19 protein-coding genes and 1 pseudogene are annotated in these 19191 nt (G+C 68.9%); 8 read left to right on the top strand and 12 right to left on the bottom strand.

From position 1 onward, the window contains the following. Positions 1–30 precede the first annotated feature (30 nt). Both ABZX22_RS14485 and ABZX22_RS14490 read left to right on the top strand, forming a co-directional pair. The gene (locus ABZX22_RS14485) at positions 31–363 is read left to right on the top strand and encodes a YnfA family protein (protein WP_354908507.1); all 333 of its coding nucleotides are present in this window, start codon (positions 31–33) and stop codon (positions 361–363) included. Positions 364–636: 273 nt separating this feature from the next. Beyond that, positions 637–1401 carry a recombinase family protein gene (locus ABZX22_RS14490; protein WP_354908509.1) on the top strand — a complete coding sequence of 255 codons (765 nt, stop codon included), beginning with the start codon at positions 637–639 and terminating at the stop codon, positions 1399–1401. A gap of 69 nt (positions 1402–1470) precedes the next feature. Here ABZX22_RS14490 and ABZX22_RS14495 read toward each other — a convergent pair whose 3' ends face one another. Continuing rightward, positions 1471–4113, bottom strand: coding sequence for a Tn3 family transposase (locus ABZX22_RS14495; RefSeq protein WP_354908512.1), 2643 nt, complete (start codon positions 4111–4113; stop codon positions 1471–1473). A gap of 155 nt (positions 4114–4268) precedes the next feature. Here ABZX22_RS14495 and ABZX22_RS14500 point away from each other — a divergent pair, with 155 nt between their 5' ends. Further along, the gene (locus ABZX22_RS14500; RefSeq protein ID WP_354908514.1) at positions 4269–4541 is read left to right on the top strand and encodes a hypothetical protein; all 273 of its coding nucleotides are present in this window, start codon (positions 4269–4271) and stop codon (positions 4539–4541) included. On the opposite strand, the gene ABZX22_RS14505 is transcribed toward ABZX22_RS14500, so the two are convergent. The 3 genes from ABZX22_RS14505 to ABZX22_RS14515 all read right to left on the bottom strand — a co-directional run bounded on the left by ABZX22_RS14505 (position 4532) and on the right by ABZX22_RS14515 (position 6618). Continuing rightward, on the bottom strand, positions 4532–5794 hold the full coding sequence (locus ABZX22_RS14505) for an MFS transporter (RefSeq protein WP_354908516.1): 1263 nt from the start codon (positions 5792–5794) through the stop codon (positions 4532–4534). The two genes, ABZX22_RS14500 and ABZX22_RS14505, sit on opposite strands and share 10 nt — an antisense overlap. 138 nt (positions 5795–5932) lie before the next feature. Beyond that, positions 5933–6139: a hypothetical protein gene (locus ABZX22_RS14510; protein ID WP_354908519.1), complete on the bottom strand. Its 207-nt coding sequence runs from the start codon at positions 6137–6139 to the stop codon at positions 5933–5935. A 287-nt stretch (positions 6140–6426) separates the two neighbouring features. Further along, complete coding sequence (locus tag ABZX22_RS14515) at positions 6427–6618, bottom strand: hypothetical protein (protein WP_354908521.1); 192 nt, start codon at positions 6616–6618, stop codon at positions 6427–6429. A 508-nt stretch (positions 6619–7126) separates the two neighbouring features. Here ABZX22_RS14515 and ABZX22_RS14520 point away from each other — a divergent pair. Further along, positions 7127–9079: a serine/threonine-protein kinase gene (locus ABZX22_RS14520; RefSeq protein ID WP_354908523.1), complete on the top strand. Its 1953-nt coding sequence runs from the start codon at positions 7127–7129 to the stop codon at positions 9077–9079. A gap of 135 nt (positions 9080–9214) precedes the next feature. Here ABZX22_RS14520 and ABZX22_RS14525 read toward each other — a convergent pair whose 3' ends face one another. From ABZX22_RS14525 to ABZX22_RS14535, 3 genes are read right to left on the bottom strand one after another with little or no spacing between them, the layout of a single operon-like run. Further along, positions 9215–9496, bottom strand: coding sequence for a tyrosine-type recombinase/integrase (locus ABZX22_RS14525; RefSeq protein WP_354908525.1), 282 nt, complete (start codon positions 9494–9496; stop codon positions 9215–9217). Further along, on the bottom strand, positions 9456–9620 hold the full coding sequence (locus ABZX22_RS14530; RefSeq protein WP_354908527.1) for a hypothetical protein: 165 nt from the start codon (positions 9618–9620) through the stop codon (positions 9456–9458). The genes ABZX22_RS14525 and ABZX22_RS14530 overlap by 41 nt, the downstream gene beginning before the upstream one ends. Positions 9621–9642: 22 nt before the next feature. After that, positions 9643–10254, bottom strand: a complete 612-nt coding sequence (locus tag ABZX22_RS14535) for a CGNR zinc finger domain-containing protein (RefSeq protein WP_354908530.1) — start codon at positions 10252–10254, stop codon at positions 9643–9645. On the opposite strand from ABZX22_RS14535, the gene ABZX22_RS14540 reads away from it, so the two are divergent. Next, positions 10247–11206 carry an SDR family NAD(P)-dependent oxidoreductase gene (locus ABZX22_RS14540; protein WP_354908532.1) on the top strand — a complete coding sequence of 320 codons (960 nt, stop codon included), beginning with the start codon at positions 10247–10249 and terminating at the stop codon, positions 11204–11206. The genes ABZX22_RS14535 and ABZX22_RS14540 overlap by 8 nt on opposite strands. A 320-nt stretch (positions 11207–11526) precedes the next feature. Here ABZX22_RS14540 and ABZX22_RS14545 read toward each other — a convergent pair whose 3' ends face one another. Then, positions 11527–11754 (bottom strand): plasmid pRiA4b ORF-3 family protein, encoded by a 228-nt coding sequence (locus ABZX22_RS14545; RefSeq protein ID WP_354908533.1) that lies wholly within the window; start codon positions 11752–11754, stop codon positions 11527–11529. Between the two features lie 384 nt (positions 11755–12138). Between ABZX22_RS14545 and ABZX22_RS14550 the strand changes: the two genes are divergently transcribed. After that, positions 12139–12492: a VOC family protein gene (locus ABZX22_RS14550; protein WP_354908535.1), complete on the top strand. Its 354-nt coding sequence runs from the start codon at positions 12139–12141 to the stop codon at positions 12490–12492. A gap of 119 nt (positions 12493–12611) precedes the next feature. Here the strand turns inward: ABZX22_RS14550 and ABZX22_RS14555 are convergent. From ABZX22_RS14555 to ABZX22_RS14565, 3 genes and pseudogenes are all read right to left on the bottom strand, one after another. After that, positions 12612–12749, bottom strand: a pseudogene (locus tag ABZX22_RS14555) (recombinase family protein); the annotation flags it as partial. A gap of 42 nt (positions 12750–12791) precedes the next feature. Beyond that, positions 12792–14501: a chondroitinase-B domain-containing protein gene (locus tag ABZX22_RS14560; protein WP_354908536.1), complete on the bottom strand. Its 1710-nt coding sequence runs from the start codon at positions 14499–14501 to the stop codon at positions 12792–12794. A gap of 53 nt (positions 14502–14554) precedes the next feature. Beyond that, positions 14555–15037: a hypothetical protein gene (locus tag ABZX22_RS14565; protein ID WP_354908539.1), complete on the bottom strand. Its 483-nt coding sequence runs from the start codon at positions 15035–15037 to the stop codon at positions 14555–14557. On the opposite strand from ABZX22_RS14565, the gene ABZX22_RS14570 reads away from it, so the two are divergent. Both ABZX22_RS14570 and ABZX22_RS14575 read left to right on the top strand, forming a co-directional pair. Continuing rightward, positions 15013–17166 carry a recombinase family protein gene (locus ABZX22_RS14570; RefSeq protein ID WP_354908542.1) on the top strand — a complete coding sequence of 718 codons (2154 nt, stop codon included), beginning with the start codon at positions 15013–15015 and terminating at the stop codon, positions 17164–17166. The genes ABZX22_RS14565 and ABZX22_RS14570 overlap by 25 nt on opposite strands. Continuing rightward, positions 17163–18215 (top strand): hypothetical protein, encoded by a 1053-nt coding sequence (locus tag ABZX22_RS14575; protein WP_354908544.1) that lies wholly within the window; start codon positions 17163–17165, stop codon positions 18213–18215. Before ABZX22_RS14570 ends, ABZX22_RS14575 begins: the two co-directional genes overlap by 4 nt. A gap of 105 nt (positions 18216–18320) precedes the next feature. On the opposite strand, the gene ABZX22_RS14580 is transcribed toward ABZX22_RS14575, so the two are convergent. Next, positions 18321–19142 carry a DUF4158 domain-containing protein gene (locus ABZX22_RS14580; protein WP_354908547.1) on the bottom strand — a complete coding sequence of 274 codons (822 nt, stop codon included), beginning with the start codon at positions 19140–19142 and terminating at the stop codon, positions 18321–18323. Between the last annotated feature and the right edge of the window lie 49 nt (positions 19143–19191).

Here is a 19191-nt window from a genome sequence, read left to right on the forward strand (position 1 = left end):
CGGTTGCCGGGATGCGTTGTACTACCTGCCATGACGATCGTCCGCTCCCTGGTGTTGTTCGTCCTGGCCGCGCTCGCCGAGATCGGCGGAGTCTGGCTGATCTGGCAAGGCGTGCGCGAGCAGCGCGGCCTGGTCTGGATCGGTACCGGCGTCATCGCCCTGGGGTTGTACGGGTTCGTCGCCACACTGCAGCCGGATGCGAACTTCGGCCGCATCCTGGCCGCCTACGGCGGCGTGTTCGTCGCCGGATCGCTGGCCTGGGGGATGGTCGTCGACGGCTTCCGGCCCGATCGCTGGGATGTCATCGGCGCGCTGGTCTGCCTGGCCGGCGTCCTGGTGATCATGTACGCGCCCCGCGGCTGAACCACCTGTCGCGTTCTCAGAAATGAGGAGTTCTGACACGCCGCGCTGACCCGCCGGACGGTGTCCGGTTTGTCCTGGCCCGTCGTTCTCATAACCTCTCGCAAAACCGTGTTCTCACAACGACGCGCACGGTAGGTTCTGCGACATGAATGACTTGCCGGTCCGGCGGCCCTGGTCGAGAACTTCGGTTGTCCGACGTGCAAGGCACCGGCGGGAAGCGCCTGCCGGACGCGGGGCGGGAAGGTCGCGCCGAAGTACCACACGCCGCGCTTCATGCTGGTGCCGCAACTGCGAGCGGAGCTGGAGGTGAAGACGCCCGTCGACCGCGGTCCCGGCCGGCCATGGGCGGCGGGCCCCTCCCGTGAGGCCGCCGACGCCGATGCCACCCAGGCGGGGGCCAAGCCCACCCGGGTCGGTTACGCCCGGTGCAGTACCGCGCAACAGGAACTGCAGAGCCAGATTGACGCCCTGCACCAGGCGGGGTGTGAGCCGATCTTCTCGGAGAAGATCAGCACGCGCGTGAAGATGCGGCCGGAGTTCGCCAAGGCGATGGACTTCGCCCGCACCATCAAGCAGGCGGTTCCGCATCAGCGGGTGATCTTCACGGTGCATGAGATGAAGCGCCTGGGGCGAGGCGCGGCCGAACTGCTGACCATCGCCGAACAGTTGCGGCGGGCCGACATCCAGCTGGAACTGCTCACCGGCCCGCTGCAGGGCGTGTACGACCCGAGCGGGCACGGGGCGGCGCTGTTCGCGTTCTTCGCCGGGATGGCCGAATCCGAACGCGAGTACATCCGGGAGAAGTCCTTGGAGGGCCAGGCCTCGGCACGCGAGCGCGGACGCCACGGCGGCCGCCCGAAGGTGTTCGACGACGACATGACGGCCTACGCCCGCAGCCTGCGCGCCCGGGGCGTGTCTGTGCCGGAGATCGCGGCCAAGCTGGTCATCCCCACCGGCAAGAACAAGGGCCGCCACCCGTCGCTGGCCAGCGTCTATCGGGTGCTGGCCGAGGACGCCGGTCCCGGCGTCGGTGCCTGACTTTCCCGGCGGCCGGAGCACGCCCGGGGCTGGGCCTGCCCATCGCCTGCTCCACGGCCCTGCCCAGGCTCAGGCGCTTTGGTGAGTACCGTCATGGAAGGGACGCAAGCCCCCGGCGACGTCGGCGCGGGAGAAGGCGTAGCGGCCCAGGAAGTTGATGTGGTCGTATTGGATCGGTGACAGCCGCGCGCACATCTCATCGGTCACCGGGAACCCCTGCTCGCGCAGGTGCTTGACGGTAGCGTCCAGATACAGGCTGTTCCACCAGATGACCGCGTTCAACGCCAGACCCAGACTGCCCAGCTGGTCCTCCAGGCCCTCGCGGTAGCGCTGGCGCAGCTGGCCCCGGTTGCCGAAGGCGATCTTCCGCGCCAGCCGGTGGCGGGCCTCCTGCACGTTCAACTGGGTGCCGATCATCCGCCGATAGCCTTCGTCGGCGATGAACTGCAGAAGATGCAGCGTCTTGAAGATACGGCCGTAGTGGGCGAACGCCTCGCCCAGGCCGGTGGTCCGGCCATCGGCCGACAACATCCGGATCAGGTCGTAGGCGCGCACCGTGCCCATCGTCAGCGAGCCCGCCACCCGCAGCATGTCGCCCCAGTGCGCGCGGATCTTGTCCAGCCGCACGGTATGGCGGGACATGTGCTCCAGGGGCCCGTAGACGGCGCGGGTGTTGGTACGCCACAGCCGGGTGTCGGCCAGATCGGCGATGCGCGGGGAGAACTGGTAACCGCAGATCGCGAACAGGCCCGAGACGATGTCGGAATAGCTGGCGGTGTCGGTGACCACCGTCTCCGGCTTGGGACCGCCATCCAGATTGTGGATGGCGTCCAGGATGAACAACGAGTCGCGCAGCGTGCCCGGCACCACCAGCCCGCCGATGCCCATCACCTGATCGTTGACCACGTTCAGCCAGGTCGCGCCGCGCTGACGGCCGAAGTAGACGGGGTTGTGGCCGGTGTGCAAGTTCTGCACCGGCACCACGAAGCGCAGCCCATCGGCCGAGGCGATGTGCCCGCCGCCCCAGCAGGCGACGATGTCGAGTTCGGCCTGGGCGGCAATCAGGCGGGCGTTGGCCGCCGCGATCGTCTCGCCACGCAGGTAGCCCTGGTCGACCTGCAGCAGCCGGGCCCGGGTCAGCGCGGGCACGTTCGGCTTCTCGATCGGCACCAGGCCGACGTTGCACGCCTCGGCCACGATCAGCGCGGCCAGGCTGACCCCGAAGTCCTCCATCGACGCATCGGCACCGGAGATGTGAGTGAAATCGTCCGGCAGGCCGGTGCGGTCGAAGACCTCCAGCAGCAGCTCGGGGAAGTCCAGCCGGGGCAGCATGCCGTCGACCAGGCTCCGCAACTCCTTCATCAGCGGCGGCTCCTCGGCCGCACCGAGCTTTTCCAGCTGCAGCCGGCCGCCGACGAACTGCACCGCGGTGTTGGCGCCGAGCCCGTCCAGCACCCGCGTGTAGGCGCCCTCCAGCGCGCCGGCGAGCTCGGCCAGGTGCCCGGCCGGTTCGACCTCCAGCTCCAGCGAGGTGAGGATGCGCGGCCGTGCCTGCTGCCACGCATCCCCGTCCAGGAGCCGGGCGCGCGGGTCGCTCCAGCGCTCGGATCCTTCGGCGAACACATCGCGTCGGCGCAGCGCGTGATGCAGGTGCATGACCGCGCACAGGACGAACGCGGCCTTGTCGATCTGCCCCTCCGGGACGTCGGGGTTGCGGTAGACCAGCGGCCGCCACGACCCGGTGATCAACGCATCATGCGCGGTGATGTCGCCGGGGCTGTAGCGGCGGCGGCTCTTGGCCATCGCCGCCGCGGCGCGCACCATGGCCAGCACACCGGTGCCGGCCTCGACCGCGCGGAAACGGATCACCTCCAGCAGCAGCTCAATGAAGCCCTGCACAGTGCGGTAGCGCTTGACCAGTTCGGCCCGCCATTCGGCGGCCGCGTCATCGTCGGTCGTGGGCACGAAGGCCGCGACCGTCTCCACCGCCGAGGCCAGCTTCTCGCGCGGCACCACCTCCTCGATCGCCTTCCACACCTCCACCAGCGACACCAGCCGATCCTCGGTCGCCTCCGGGGCCGACATCAGCACCTCCACCGCCGAGGCCATCGTGCGCGCCGCCTTGCGCAGCCTGGGGAAGGTACGCAGCTGCTCGGCCTTGCCCGCCCGCTCCGCCCGGGCCAGCAGGTTGGAGGTGATCAACAAGTCCAGCACATCGAGGGCGTCGTCAACTGAGGAAGTCTCCAGGTGCCGCACCGTGGCCAGCAGCGTGGCCGCCTGCCGATCGCCTTCCAGATCCCGCAGCGTCGGCGCCTTGGAGGCCAGGCCGTAACGGGCCAGCGCGGTCAGCTTCACCGCCGGCACCGGCTCGGTGACCACCGCCCCGGCCCCCAGCCCGCCGATCTCGGCCACCCGATGCAACTCCGCCACCATCACCCGGCCCGAGGCGCGCGTCGGCGCGGTGCGCAGCCGCTCCAGCTCCGAGACCCGCCGATCGGCAGGCACCTGCAGCAGTTCGGCCAGCCGCGCCCGCAGCTGCGGGCCGGCGCGCTCGGCCAGCGTGCGATACAGCCGCGCGTGTTCGGCCCGGCGTACCTCGCTGATCAGCCGGGTCAGCGTGGTGATCCTCGCGGGCAGCAGAATGCCTTCGCGCAGCATGTGCACCACGGCGCGGTCGAACAGCGCCCGCGGTCCCTCGATCGTCGACCACACCCCGATGACCGCCCCCGCGTTCCGTCGTGTGAAGGCCTTCGGCGGCCGCCGCGACGAAACCCCGGCCGCTCACCCCGCGTTTCGTCGGGTGCTCGAGGACGCGAGCTCGAGCGACGAAGCCGCCCCGTCGACGTCACCGGCCACCACGCCGGGCGGTGCGCGATGAGCGCCACCTCGACCGGTCCGAGGCCGTCGCGGCGGTGACGGAGATGGTACCGCCGCCCGACGTCGATGCCGACGGTGAGATGCGGGCGCTGCTGGCCTCGCGGATCGCCACCGTGTCGGGGTTCCTCAAGACGCTGACCACGGTGATCGAGTTTGGTGCCAACGCCGAAGGCGCGCGACAATCCGTAATCTTCCAGATCAGGGGCACTCTTCGTTGTCTATCGGGTCACTTCGTCTCGAATCTCCTCAAGGCCTATGAATAGCCGAGGTTGACAGCCTCCTGGTTGACAGCAGCGTCCTGGCGCCACCGCCGCATTGCGGGATGCGTTACCGCGATCACGGCGACCGCCAACACGCACGCCAGTCCACCGCTGATGGCCGCGGCCGACGCCGACGTCAGGCTGGCGACGAGCCCGGCGCGTGCGTCGCCGATTCCTGGTCCACCAGCACCGACCGCGTACTGGGCCGAGTTGATCCGGCCGCGGAATCCGTCTGGTGTCTCCAGCTGCACGAGCGTTCCGCCCGATGTCACCGACACGTTGTCCGCGGCGCCCGCGATGGCCAGGCAGATCAGGGTCCCGGCGAGGCTGTCGAACAGACCGAAGCCAGCCATGGCCAGCCCCCAGATCCCGACCGCGCCAAGCATCACCGCGCCGGGCCGGGTGGCGTTGGTAACCGCGCCGGATAGCATCGCGGACGCCGTGCCGCCGACCGCGACCGCGGTGAGGAACAGGCCGAGGGTGTGCGGGTCACCGCCGAACCGCTCCTGGTTGATGATCGGGAACAGCGCGACCGGGATCGCGAGGACGGTCGCGGCCAGGTCGGCCGCCAGTACCCCGCGCAGTGCCGGGCGTCGCCAGAGGAAAACGACTCCGGCGCCAGTGGCGCGCAGTCCGGCCCGTGCCGAGCCGCCCTCGGGGCGCATCGAGGGCAGCCGGGCCACCCCGTAGAGCGATAGCAGAATCGCGAGGGCATCGACGGCGTAGACCCAGGTCGGACCCCAGGTAGCCAGCAGAACACCGGCCAGTGCCGGGCCGCCCAGCATCGCCACCTGGAACGCGAGGAGGTCGAGCGCCACGCCGGCCGAGACCTGGGACTTCGGCAGCAGCGTGGGGATGAACGCCCGCCGCGACGCCCAGCCCAGCGCGGTGCAGGACGTTTGCACGGCGACCAGGGCCAGGACCAGGGGCGCCGACCCGATCCCGGCTATCGCCTGCACAGCTAGCAACGCCGCGGCGACGATCGCGCCCAAGCTCGTCAGCAACACCACAGGGCGGCGGTCGAAGGTGTCGGCGATCGTTCCGCCGAAGAGGCCGAGCACGGTCGTCGGAACGGCCGTCGCCACCCCGATCGCGCCTGTCCACAGTGGATTGTGGGTCAGCTCCCACACCTGATAGAGCACTGCGACCACGGCCATCTGTCCGCTGAACCGGATCGCCGCCGTGCCGATCCAAAGTCGGCGGAACGCTGGCGACGTCCGCAGCGGGCTGATGTCCAGAAGTCCCGTTCGCACCATGTCTCCTCCAGAGGTGAGAATGCGGCCGGTGTCCCGTGCGTATGCCGACTTAGGCACATCGCGGCCGGCCGATCCTGAATCGCTTGGACCGCAACGGGTCGGCGCCGTGCTGCCGACCTGTCAGGTGTTCATCCCGGGTCACGACGTTGCCGAATCTGCGCGGGGATCCAGGCTGTCGTCCGGGTCGTGGGCCTGGCTGATCGTCTCCCGCCGTGCCGCTTTCTCCTCGTCTGGCGGCTGGAGAGGCATGGCGCCGCCGATGATGTCCGAGATTCGCTCGGTCATGCCGCGGCGGCGCAGCGCCTCCGCTGTGGCGATCACCGCCTGGCTCAGGGAGCCCGGCATAACCTCGCCTACTGGAGGGGAGAGGCGGGGGACGTGCCTCACGCCCGCACCGCATTTTCCCCGGGTCGCCCAGAAAGAACACCAGCGCCCCAGCGACCAGCAGCAGTACCGCCACCAGCAGCACCCAGCCGACCCACCGTCGCCGCCGAGGCACCCCATCATCGGGGGAAGAAGGCGTCATCGTTCCACGATGACGGATCCACACCACCAGAGCACCAGGTGGAGTCGTTTCGTGATGATGATCCAAGGCCGACAGAATCAGTGCACTGTCGGGTAAGACGACCCGATCACCCCTCATCACGCTGCCGGAGGTCCTCCAGATTGGCCCGGGCGACACCCAAGCTGTAGGTGTCCCCCATCTCGGCGAAGATCACGGCGGCGTCCTGGTGGGCGGTGATCGCCTCCTCAAACCGCCGCACCTCCCGCAGGGCGATCCCCAGGTTGTTCAGCGCCTGGCCTTCGCCGTGCCGGTCCCCCAACTCCCGGCAGATCTGCAGATCGTCCTAGTGAGCGGTGATCGCTTCCTCAAACCGCCGCACCTCCTGCAGGGGGTTCAGCCCACATACGCCCAGAACCCACATTCACGATCTTGACGTGGAGCCGACAGGCCGGGCGCGGGTTGACATAAAGCTACTTACCAGGCACTCCGACCTGCGGAAACACGGCATCGATCGTTATCGCGCCGGACTTATCCCCCCATGTTCGAGCCGGAACCCCCCGAGACCGCGGCCCCTTCCCAGCGGATTCCGGCCGCGCCCTGACCAGGTGAAACACGAACCAAGATCCACTCAATGTGGGTTCTGGGCGTATGTGGGCTGAGGGCCTTCTAAGGAACTGAGCCGAACGCACAGCGGTCAGCGCATCACGCTGGCCCGCCTCGCTCACACAGCGCGGGCCGTCAGAGATTGCAGTGTCAGAGCCCTCCGACATCCCGTTTCAGGGTGATCTACGATGGCGCTCACCTCTCGCCGCATTTCTGGAGCTGGCATGCCCCACCTGCGTCCCCTGCGTTCAGGCGAGCCCCGGCGCGTCGGGCCTTACCGGCTTCTGGGCTGCCTCGGCGAGGGCGGCCAGGGCGCGGTCTACCAGGGCACCGACGCCGCTGGGCGGAATGTCGCAGTCAAGCTGCTGCACACGCGGCTCAGCAGCGATGCTGACGCATCGGCGCGCTTCCTGCGGGAAGCCAAAGCGGCCGCCCGCGTCGCCCAGTTCTGCACCGCGCGAGTCCTGGACGCGGGGGTGCACGAAGGAATCTCCTACATCGTCAGTGAGCTCGTAGAGGGCGAGTCCCTGGAGCGGCTGGTGCGACGTGACGGCCCCCGCGACGCCGGCGCTGTGGAACGGCTGGCCGTGAGTACCGCTACCGCGTTGGTCGCCATCCACCGGGCGGGCGTCGTCCACCGTGATTTCAAGCCGCAGAATGTGATGCTCGGCCCTGACGGGGTCCGTGTGATCGACTTCGGCATCGCCAAGATGTCCGACGCTTCGGCGTCCACTCAGGGCATGATCGTCGGCACGCCCGCGTACATGTCGCCCGAGCAGATCGTCGGGCAGGAGGTGGGGCCCGCCTCTGACATGTTCTCCTGGGCGGCCACTCTGGTGTTCGCCGCCACGGGGCGAGTCATGTTCGGCGCCGACAACGTGCCTGCGGTGCTGCACCGGGTCCTGCACCACGAGCCCGAGTTGCCGCCGTTGAGCGAGCCGCTGGGCGGGCTTGTCGCCCGGGCGCTGGCCAAGGACCCGCGGCGGCGCCCGGAGGCCCACGAGGTCGTCCTGACCTTGGTCGGTCACGATCCCCAGGCAGCTGCCCTGTCCCCGCTGGGGGGCGAGTCGACGGAGGGCGCTTCGTGGGACGGCGCGTCTCTGGGGGAGGTCGGACATTCGATCGCCGTCGTGGAGCCACCCGAGGACGACATCCCGAGTTCAGGGCCGATCGAGCCCGCGCCCCGCAAGCGGCTGGGCCTGCGGCTGGCTTCGGCGACGGCGGCGGTGGTCGTCGCCATGCTCGCCGTCGTGGTGTTGCTGACCTCGACACGGGGTGGGCTCGTCATCGACCTCGGGGACACTGACGCCGTGGCCGTGGCGTTATCCGGGGAGACGGCGCTGGTGGCCGAAGAGAATGCGGTGACCTTCTGGGATGTGGCCGAAGACCGGCATCTGTCGCTGTCCCACGTCCCCAGCCAGGTCGCTGACATCGTCTCCATGACTGCCTCCGGGGACTTCGCCCTCACCGGCCACGCTGACGGGGTGGTCGGCCTGTGGCGGGTCGGCGGGTCCCACTACGACACCGCACTCGAGGGGCACACCAAGCGGGTCCACGCGGTAGCGATCGGCACGCTCGACGGCAAGCCTGTGGGGCTGAGCGGTGGCGCCGACCACACTATCCGCGTGTGGGACCTGGAGGCGAGGACCTCCATCCGCACGATCTCTGGCCAGATCGATGAGGTTCGCGCCCTGGCCGTCACCGAACTCGGCGGCACTCCCGTGGCAGTCTCCCTGGACGGCTCCGACAACGTTCTGAGGCTGTGGGACCTGCGGACCGGGCAACAGCTTGGCAAGCCGCTGGCCCGGGAAGCGGGCAACGGCATCACCGTCGGTGATCTGGACGGGCGGCCGGTCGTCGTCTCCAGCAATCTGGCGGTCTGGGACCTGAAGAGCCGGAAGCTGCTGCGCCAGATAGACGCGCCGGGCGACACCTGGCCCAATGTCGTGGCGGTCACCCGGATCGGCCAGACGCCGGTGATCGTCTCCACCGTCCAGGGCGCGGACGTGGAGCGACAGGGGATTCAGGCATGGGACCTGCGCACCGGCGAAAAGGTGGGTGACCTGATCGGCACTGACACCACCAACTCGCTGGCCGTGGGCACCGTGAGGGGCAAGCCGATGGTCCTGGCGCGGGAATCGACCTCCGCGACCCTGTGGCCGTTGAGCTCGGAGTGACCAACTGGCCAAATACCTGCTGGATGACGAGTTGCTACGCCAGCTCGCCCTCGCCTACCTCGGGTCCAGCCGAGATACGGGTAGAACCGGCCATGAGTCGATCTTGGAGCCCCATTTCGACAGGCAGGCATGCGGTCAGCGGCCAACCGTGATCAGTCTGAGGGCGTCTTCCTTGTCCTTGTCGGACGGCAAGCTGTAGCGGCGGGTGGTCTCCAGGCGGGCGTGGCCAAGGATCTCGGCGACCAGGACTAGGTCGGTCTTGCCGCGGACCAGGGTCGTGGCGAGCGTGTAGCGCAGGACGTGCGCGGTGGTGGGATCATCCAGCCCGGCCGTCTGGGCCCTGTCCTCCCGAAGCTCCGGCGAAGTGACAAGTAGCTCAGAGTGACCGGTCGTTGCCTTCGGCCTGGAGGGTGGCAAAGTCGGCGTGGGCCGCTTCGACGGCTTCGGGATACGCCTGGCGCTTCTCGTGCTCGGCGAGTGCCCGGTAGATGCTGGCCAGGCCAGGGTTCTGGCCCTTGCGCCTGCCGGTGGGGATGATCACCCTCCTCGCTGGAAGGGTGATCTCACGCCTCGGACGGCGCACCACTGCCATGGCGCTGCCGCTGGCGGTGTTTGCGCATGGACACCTGGGAGCCGCAGCCGGGACTGCAGTACAGCCCTCCCCCATTGCGGGTGCGGTCGAAGAAACCGAAATGGCATGGGGGGTTCCGGCACGCCTTGATGCGCCCCCAGTCGCTGCTCTGAGCGAAGGTCGTCACCGCGGCCAGTACGGTTCCGAACACGCGCGGCACCCCCGCCTGCGGCGAGGCCAGCTCTACACCGCCGGCCGTGACCACCGTCGCCAGCGGGTAGAGCGAACCCACACGTCGCAGGTGCCGCTCGGCACGCAGCAGCGGCTCACCCAGACCTTCCTCATCGCCCGAGTGCGCGAGCAGCACAGTCACCAGGGCATCACGCAGCTCGCGCGCGACCGCGGCGTCAGCGTCGGTCACCACGGTTTCGCCACCGAACTCGTCGCGCTCCGCCAGCCACGCCGCGAACGAATCCCCGTCCCCGAACAACTCTCGGCGACCCGATCCGTCCGCGCGCGTGTTCACGAACGCGAGAACGGTCTCCACCGTCGGCGTGACGGTGCGTGGGCTGGGTTTGGGGGATCCGGCTGCCGCAGTGATCATCCTCCCACAGTACATCAGCGTGAGCGGTGCTAATCCAACTAGTGAGCAACACCTCAGCCGATCCGACTTGACTCGTTGCGACCTAACGGCTTACGGTCGCAACGTGAACGGGACATCCAACCACCAGACCCACCTCCGCACATGGCTGATCACCGGCGCGACGTCCGGCATCGGCCGCGAACTGACGCTCCAGGCACTGGAGAACGGCGACACCGTCTCGGCCCTCGCCCGCGACACCTCCTCCCTGGACGAACTGGTGCAAGCGCACGGTGAACGCCTGCTTCTCATCCAGGCGGACGTACGTGACGAGCGAGCCGTCCGGGACGCAGTGGAAGGCACGCTCGCACGGTTCGGCCGTATCGACGTCGTGGCCAACAACGCGGGATACGGACTGTTCGGAGCCGTTGAGGAGGCATCCGACACGCAGGTCCGTGCCGTGTTCGACACCAATGTCTTCGGAGTGCTCAACGTGCTCCGCGCAACGCTGCCGGTGCTCCGCGCCCAGCGGTCCGGGCACATCCTCCAGGGCTCGTCGGTCTACGGGCAGTCCGCCCATCCCGGCGTGGGTCTGCTGGCCGCCACCAAGTACGCGGTCGAGGGGCTGTCGGACGCGCTCGCGGCCGAGGTCGCACCGCTCGGCATCAAGGTCACGATCATCCAGCCCGGACTGACCGCGACCCCCTTCCTTGCCAACCTCGATGTCGCAGCCGGCCTGGGCGACTACGACCAGACCGTCCGCGAGGTTCAGAAGGGCATCGGAGAGCTGCCGGCGTCCGCGTTCTCCGCCGCGGCGCGGATCGCCGCAGGCATCCGGACCGCGGTCGACAGCCCCAACCCTCCGCTGCGCCTGGCCCTTGGCGCCTCCAGCGCGACAGGCATGCGCCCCGCTTTGGAGGCACGGATCGCAGACCTGGACAGCTGGCAGCGTGTGACCGACGCCGTCGACAGGTAGTAAGCCACGAATCCCGCCGGGAACATGGCCATGGCGGAGGCGGCCCGGCCCTCCTCACCGCCCGGCCATGACCAGTGGGTCTGGGTCGAAGCCACGGCAGATGGCTTCGACCCAGACCCCTGTACTACCACCGCTTCGCGCTCTCCCCGGCGGGCGTCGGCCGCGGTTCGTCCGCCCGCTGGCCTGGGATGGTCGCAGCCGAGTGGAGGTCGATCCGGTTGCCCATGTCGAGCTCGAACCGGCCGTAGGGGTTGACATGGGTCCAGAACAGCGGGGACAGCGCGCCGATCGGCGTCGCCGAGGCGCTCGACCCACCTCGGCTACAGAGAGCTACTTGTCACTTCGCCGGAGCTTCGGGAGGACAGGGCCAACAGGTGCAGGTGGTGCTGCTCCCAGCCGAACGCGACCTGGATCACCTCGTGCAGCTGGTCGAGGGTGGCCGTGGACGGCACGTGGACGCGCCGCCAGACCGGCGGGCGGACCCCGCGCAAGGTGACCTTCAGCTGGTGAACGGTGCCCACGGTGACGGTGTTCACGACGGCGCTCACGGCGGCCCTTCCCTCGGCGGTGCCCGGACGGCGGTGGGCGCCACCGTAGCGGTCCAGGCCTGCACCGCACTGCCCCGTGCAGGCCGCTTGGCCGGGTCGAGCCGAGATAACGGGAGTTCCGGCCATGGGTGGATCTTGAGCGCTCTGATCTGCTGTAACGTCGAGGGGGTTCGAGCTCCGCCGTACGACGCGGGGCCAGCCGGGATGAGCCAATCTCGGAAGTGGATTCCAGGCCGTACTTCCGAGATTTCGCACTCCAGGACTCCGAAACTCGCCCAGTCCACTTCCGAGATCACGAACATGATCGACCGTTGGCCGCTTCTGCTCCTATCTCGGCTCGACCCCTCCGGGGCCGGGCCACCGGTCCTGTCTATGCTCAAGCCCATGTCACTGGAATGGGAACAGATCATCGTCGACTCCGCCGACCCTATCGCTCTCGGGCGCTGGTGGGCCGAGGCTCTCGGCTGGGTTGTGGTCGACGAATCTGAGGAGATCATCGAGATCCGGCCTGAGCCGGACCGGATGCCGGGGCTGCTCTTCGTGCCTGTCGCCGAGGGCAAGACGTCGAAGAACCGGCTCCACCCCGACTTCCGCCCCGAGGACCAGGAGGCCGAGGTCGCCCGGCTGCTCTCCCTCGGTGCCCGGCGCGTCGACACCGTGCAGGACGAGCAGCACTGGGTGACCCTCCTCGACCCGGAGGGCAACGAGTTCTGCGTCCTGGGTGAGCGGAAGCGCTGAGCGGAGGCCGGCAGTTATTCGAGGCCCCGAGTCGTACGGCGGAGCTCGAACCCTCTCGACGTTACAGCAGGTCAGAGCGCTCAAGATCCACCCATGGCCGGAACTCCCGTTATCTCGGCTCGACCCGCAGTGCGGCCGCGGGCTTTCGCGGCGGCCAAGCCCTCGTGAGTGCCGGCGGCGATGAGCTCGCGGATGAACTCGGCCAGGGCGGCGAAGATGTGGAAGACGAGTCGTCCGTCGGGGGTGGTGGTTCGGATCTTGCCGGTGGGCACCTCGCCGAGCAGGCTGAGGGCGACTTGCTAGCCCGCCTTGGGGCCGACCTGGGCGGCGGTCAGCGGGCCGGGGCCGATCTCCGGCGCGTACTCGTCGGAACCCACGTCGGCGGCGCCCTGGCGGGTCTGGCCGTCCAGGTCGCGCGAGACGGCCGGGTAGCCGCCCTTGGCCGCGTTGACGGCCGGGCTGCCGGAGCTGAGACGAAGGATCCCGTTGGCGTCCTGGACCAGCTTGGGGTTGGTGCCCGAGACGGTGTCCCACGACAGGTTGCCGCGCACGGTGGGGGTGACGGCGTTGCCGAGCGAGATCAGCGTTCCCTGGGAGGCGCGGGCGAACAGGTTGTCGGCGACCAGCGGGGAGGTGGCGGGGTTGGAGCCGCCCTGCGCGGAGATGGCCGCGCCACCGGCGTTCACGACGGTGTTGAGCAGCACCTTGACCCTGACGGCCGCGTCGTGGATGGCGTCGTAACCGGCTCCGAGGTAGACACCGTCCCGCCGCACGCCCTGGATGTGGTTGTTGACGATGGTGTGCTCGGCGCCGTAGACGCGCATCCCCCTGTCTCCGCCGATGATGTGGTTGCCCTCGACGGTGTTGCGCGAGCCGAAGCGCAGCGTCAGCACACCCTTGGCACCGCCTCGGATGGTGTTGTGCCGTACGACGGAGTCCGAGGCCTTCACCGAGATCACCTCGTCGTCGCCCACGACGTTCTCGAACAGGTTGTGCTCCACCACCGCGCGCGCCGAGACCTGCCCGAGGGCGCCGAGGCCGAGCCTGATGCCCTCGCTGCCGTTGACGGTGGAGGTGTTGTCGCGGAAGTGGTTGCGCCTGATCGCCACGCGCAGCGGCATCGTCGCGCCGCCGACCTGCAGGAAGACGCCGTGCTCTGTCTTGCCCGCGAACAGGTTGTTGGCCACCTCCGCGTCGTCTCCCTGGACGTCCAGGAAGTGGGTCTCGGCGCCGTCGACCTCGGCGAGCTGGAAGGTGTTCCTGGCGATGCGGATGCCGGTGGAGTTCGACGGGACGACGATGCCGGTCCGCTGCTTGAAGACGAAGCCCTCGACGGCCACATTCGCGGAGCTGTTGAAGGTGAAGGTTCTGGACCCGGTGAGGGTGACGCCGCCGACGGACTGGGCGGCGATGGTGACGCCGCTCTTGCCGGCGATCGGGATGGCGGCGTCGACGGCGTAGGTTCCGTTGGCCAGCACGATGCGCTGTCCGGGCTGCGCGGTCGTGATGGCCTCGGTGAGGGCGGCCATCGAGGTGACCACGGTGCCGCCCGGCTCCTCCACCACTGGGCGCACCGTCACCTTGTCGAGGTTGGGCCCGTTCGCGATGGTGGTGGTCAGGCGTACGGTGTTGGCGCCAGCCTTCAGGGTGGCGCGCACGGTCGTGGAGCGCCAGGTGGCCCAGTCGGTGGAGGGCGAGAAGGGCCGGGTGGCGATCTTGACGCCGTTCACCGCGACGTCCAGCGGGCGATCGACGGTGCTGCCGTTGGAGTACCTGAAGATCAGGTCGACCTCGGCGGGCGCGTCGGCGGGGACGGCGAACTCGACGTAGGCGCCCGTCGTGGAGTCGTAGTCGGCGAAGCCCGAGCCGCTGTAGCCGGGCGACCTGTTGGAGACGACCGCCTTGACCAGCGTCGCGTCCTCTGCCTCGTACAGCGTCTGCGTCTCCGCGTGGGCCGGGGCCGCCACGAGCATGGTGGACAGGACGCACAGAGCCAGTAAACGTCGCACACGCACTCCATAGACGTAGGAGGATTACGCAATCCGCCCGACGCTCACGGAGGCTAGAGGCAAACGTCTGTGAGGGCAAGGGCCCCGCGCCAAAACCCTTTCTGGAGAAGTGCCAGGAAAATGGCGTGGGTATTGTGCCGGTGGGGCAAGAGCTGCACGTAAGAGCCGACGCCCAGTCCTCCGACCTCTGGCAGATACGCGCGGGCATCGAGGGTCTCAATGTCGTCCCGGCCCTTGAGCACGTCGGCGACCACGACGCCGGTCTCGGCCAGGTGCGGCGAGCAGGTCACGTAGGCGACGACACCGCCTGCCCGGACGGCGTCGAGCGCAGAGGCGAGCAGGCGCCGCTGGAGCGCCCCCCAGCGCTGGAACTCCCGGCCGCACGCCGCCACGGGGACGACGTCACCCTTACGGGTGCCACCGGAATACGGCAGAAACGGGCCGCGTGTTTGATCACGGTCAGTAGGGTCTAGGTGTTCGCGCCAGTTGTGACGGTTTCCGGGGGTTTCGGGTGGCGTCCATCGACCGGACGGCATACCCGAGGTTCGCACGTGCCGTGGCGGCGCGAGAGCTGGCGGAGGTGTTCACCCCGTCCACTGACGAGATGGAGTGGGCCCGCAGTAAGACACAGGATGATCAGCATTTCCTGGCGTTGCTGGTGTGGTTGAAGGCCTACCAGCGGCTGGGCTACTTCCCCAAGCTGGCGGATGTTCCGGCCGTGGTGACCCAGCACGTGCGTTCCGTCGTCGGGCTGTCTGACGACATGGTGCTGGCCGAGGCTGCGGAGCGGTCGGCCAAGCGCCACCGTAGCTTCGTCCGTGCACGTCTGGGTGTGGACTACGACCCGGAAGGTGTCAGGGCGGTGGCCGCCGAGGCGATCCGCAAGGCGGCCCAGGCCAAGGACAATCCAGCCGATCTGATCAACGTGGCGTTGGAAGAACTGGTCCGGGCACGGTGTGAGCTGCCCGGTTACACGACGTTGGATGAATTGACCAAGACGATCCGGACCGAGGTGAACCGCGGCTTCTTCACGCTCGTGGCGGGCCGGGTCGATGCTGCCGCTCGGGCGAGGCTGGCCAGGTTGCTGGTGGTTGATCCGGTCACGCGGCGCAGTGACTTCGATGGGTTGAAGGACGTGGCCCAGGCCGCGTCGCTGGGTAAGTTCAAGCGGCGGCTGGCGTTCTTGCAGGACCTGGACGCGCTCGGCCCAACCGAGGCTTGGCTGGAGGGCGTTCCGCCTGCGAAGATCGCGCATTTTGCGGGTGAGGCGCGGGTGACGGACGTCGCCGACCTGCGCAAGGTGATCGATGAGGACAAGCGGCTGACGCTGATCGTCGGCCTGCTGCACACGGTCCGCAGCGGAGTCCGTGACGATGTGGTGACGATGTTCTGCAAGCGGATGGCCGCGATCCACAAGAAGGGTCGTGACCAATTGGAGGCCCTGCGGGAGAAGCATCGGGCCGAGTCCGAGCGGCTGCTCGGCGTGTTCGGCGACGTCCTGGACGGTGTACGCGAGGCCTTCACCTCCGAATCGGAGCAGCCCGGAGCCGACGACATGGGCGCCGTGGCGAACGTGCGGGTAGCTGCTGGCGACGACGGCCAGGAGGACGTTCAAGAGGAGGTGGCCAAGCGGGCGGGTCGTCTGGTGCTCAAGGCTCTCCAGCAAGGCGGCGGGGTGGACGCACTGGCGGCGGCGCACGAGGCGGTGTCGGCCCATCACGGCAACAACTACCTTCCGCTGCTGGATCAGCACTACCGCTCGCACCGCTCGGCCTTGTTCACCCTGGTGGACTCGATCGAGCTGGAGTCGACCAACGCCGACCGCAGTGTTCTGGAGGCGGTGGAGTACCTGCAGGCTCAGCGCGGTGCCCGTGCCGCGTTCGTCCCCGAGCGGATCACGGTGGAGCGAGAGGGCCCGGACGGCGTCCCGGTGAGCGTGACGGTGAACGAGGCTGGGCGGGCGCATGTGCGCGCCAACGCCGAGCGCTACAGGCAGCTGTATCCCGAGGTGCTGCTCACCGAGCCAGCCTCTCATGCGAGTGCCCGGGTCTATGCCTACGCGCGGGTGTCCACCCGCGATCAGAACCCTCAGCTCCAGCTCGATGCCCTGCACGCCAGCGGCTACGACGAACTGGTGATGGAGAAGGAATCCGGCAAGCGCGGGGTCGCCCGGCCCGAATGGCAGACGCTCGTGTCGCGGCCGCGGCCCGGCGACACCCTCAAGTTCTGGAAGTCCGACCGGTGGGGCCGCTCGGCCGGGCACGTGCTGACCACCGTCAACGACCTGCGCGAACGCGGCGTCAAGGTCGTGTCCCTGACCGAGAACTTCGACCTGGGCACCAAGGAGGGGCGCTTCATGTTCGCGGTCCTGGCCGCAGCCGCCGAATACGAGCTGGAGCTACGCGCCGAGCGACAGGCCGAGGGGATCGCGGCCGCCAAGCGACGCCAGAGCGAGGGCGCGATGCTCCCCGGCAAGCAGAGGATGGGTCGTCCCCGAGTTCTGGGCCCCGCCGAACTCGCTACCCTGCGCCGCCTGGTCGGCGACGGCGTCTCGGTGACCGAAGCCGCCCGCACCCTCAAGATCGGCCGCTCCACCGCCTACCAGGCGCTGACCGCGACACCGCATCACGACAGATCGCGTCCGGAAGGCACGGAGAACGCATGACGATCTTCGCGTGCGCAGGGTGCGACGCCGTACTGACCGCGCCGTTGTCACCGGTAGCGCTCCCCGTCCACTCCGGCCAGAAGTACGGCCATGACCTCATCGGCGTCCTCATGGAACCCGGCACCTACGCCGTTAACCCCGAGCCCTTCGGGCCGCCGTGGCGACCGTGGGCCGAGCACAGTTCAGAAGAAGTACAGGCCCGCGGCGTGTACGCGCCGGTCTACGCGCTGTCCCACGGTCCACGGGACGCGATCGTCATCGCGCCGGGCGACATCCGTGGAACCGTTCTGATCCCCGAGCGCTGTGACGGCGGCTGCTGCGGGCCAGACGGGCGCAGCGGCCCGAACCTGGCTTGCGCGCGGTGCGGAGCCGAGGTGGCCACCCGCATCGATGATTGCGGGTGCTGGCAGGCCGTGTGGCTGGACCCACGAGGCGTGCGCGAACTCCCTGGACAAGATCTCGTTCCTGACAGTGTCGGCTGGGAGCATGTGCGGGAACGCTGGCCGGGCACTCCGCCGGTGGAGCCGGCAGGCTTTTGGAGCCCGCGGTGGGCGGCCGCGGTCGGCGCGGCCCTGTCCCATGTGCTGGCGGTTTCGGCCGGTACCCGGGTCACTGTTGCCGACGGCCTCCTCGCCGAGATCTTCCGTCGACCGCTCGATGCCCTACTTCCTCAGCGAACACCCTCCAAGCATCTGACCTTGGCCGAACCGGGTCTGCCGGTCGCTGCCGACGCCATCGCTCTGGCTCTTCGGCATCCCCACACCGGCGAGACCTGGCAGCAATCCGGCGCTGGGGACGTGGTCTCACTCGATGCCGAGGTGTGGACATACTTGGCAGCCCCTCGCGACCGCGCTCCTGCTGCCGGAGGGCGCGCGATTCCCGACATTGTCTACCGCGACGATCCACCGCCCCTGCTGCCGATCGGTCCGTTCCGGCCAGACTGGGGGATCTTCCTCCACACCCTGGCGCGACTGCCTCAGGTCCGTCAGCCCTGGCTCCGCGCCATCTACGATCACGTGAGGGACCGCCCCTACGCAGCGCCCTTCTAAGGGCCGGCGGGAAAGCGGGCATCGCTTCTGCCGGGCATCGCCTGCAAGGTGCGTATGAAGAGGCGGCTGCCAACACGCCTCACGTGCTTACGCTGATCTGCAGAGTTACTCGCCGCGGCCCGTTTCTGCCGTATTCCGGTGGCACCCGTAACGGGCCAGCGCGGTCAGCTTCACCGCCGGCACCGGCTCGGTGACCACCGCCCCGGCCCCCAGCCCGCCGATCTCGGCCACCCGATGCAACTCCGCCACCATCACCCGGCCCGAGGCGCGCGTCGGCGCGGTGCGCAGCCGCTCCAGCTCCGAGACCCGCCGATCGGCAGGCACCTGCAGCAGTTCGGCCAGCCGCGCCCGCAGCTGCGGGCCGGCGCGCTCGGCCAGCGTGCGATACAGCCGCGCGTGTTCGGCCCGGCGTACCTCGCTGATCAGCCGGGTCAGCGTGGTGATCCCCGCGGGCAGCAGAATGCCTTCGCGCAGCATGTGCACCACGGCGCGGTCGAACAGCGCCCGCGGTCCCTCGATCGTCGACCACACCCGGGCCGCCAGGTAGTCGCGGACCTCCTGCTCGCGTTTGGAGAATTCCGACAGCTCCAGCAGATCCCGGATCTCCCAGGCGTGCTCGTAGGCGGTCTTCGGCCGGGTCAGGTACTCCGGCGCGCACGCGGAGTCGATGCCGAGCTGCTCGGCGATGAACTCCAGCACCTGTCCCGGTACATCCAGTGGGTCTTCGGCCAGGAAGGTGCCAAGCATCCGTACGGTGCCCCACTGCACCGCCCACCCCAGCTTCGTCGCCGGGCGGCGCCTACCGGCCAGCGCCTGCAGCGCCTTGGCGTCCAGCCGAAAAAACTGTTCGAGCTCGGCCACCGACACCTCAGGCCGGAATCGGCGATAGCGGGCTACTTGCTCATCTGAGAGGAAATCCACAGGCATGAGCAGGCACGCTAGGGCGCTCGACCAGGACAAACAGCCGTCGTCACTG

It is taken from the genome of Nonomuraea sp. NPDC003804 (genome assembly GCF_040610675.1).
In the GTDB taxonomy this organism is placed as follows: domain Bacteria; phylum Actinomycetota; class Actinomycetes; order Streptosporangiales; family Streptosporangiaceae; genus Nonomuraea.

Bases quoted from the DNA above. Each gene is read 5' to 3' on its own strand.
- ABZX22_RS14485 (WP_354908507.1), top strand. From the start codon at position 31: ATGACGATCGTCCGCTCCCTGGTGTTGTTCGTCCTGGCCGCGCTCGCC.
- ABZX22_RS14490 (WP_354908509.1), top strand. From the start codon at position 637: ATGCTGGTGCCGCAACTGCGAGCGGAGCTGGAGGTGAAGACGCCCGTC.
- ABZX22_RS14505 (WP_354908516.1), bottom strand. From the start codon at position 5,794: ATGGTGCGAACGGGACTTCTGGACATCAGCCCGCTGCGGACGTCGCCA.
- ABZX22_RS14510 (WP_354908519.1), bottom strand. From the start codon at position 6,139: ATGCCGGGCTCCCTGAGCCAGGCGGTGATCGCCACAGCGGAGGCGCTG.
- ABZX22_RS14520 (WP_354908523.1), top strand. From the start codon at position 7,127: ATGCCCCACCTGCGTCCCCTGCGTTCAGGCGAGCCCCGGCGCGTCGGG.
- ABZX22_RS14535 (WP_354908530.1), bottom strand. From the start codon at position 10,254: ATGATCACTGCGGCAGCCGGATCCCCCAAACCCAGCCCACGCACCGTC.
- ABZX22_RS14550 (WP_354908535.1), top strand. From the start codon at position 12,139: ATGTCACTGGAATGGGAACAGATCATCGTCGACTCCGCCGACCCTATC.
- ABZX22_RS14565 (WP_354908539.1), bottom strand. From the start codon at position 15,037: ATGCCGTCCGGTCGATGGACGCCACCCGAAACCCCCGGAAACCGTCAC.
- ABZX22_RS14575 (WP_354908544.1), top strand. From the start codon at position 17,163: ATGACGATCTTCGCGTGCGCAGGGTGCGACGCCGTACTGACCGCGCCG.
- ABZX22_RS14580 (WP_354908547.1), bottom strand. From the start codon at position 19,142: ATGCCTGTGGATTTCCTCTCAGATGAGCAAGTAGCCCGCTATCGCCGA.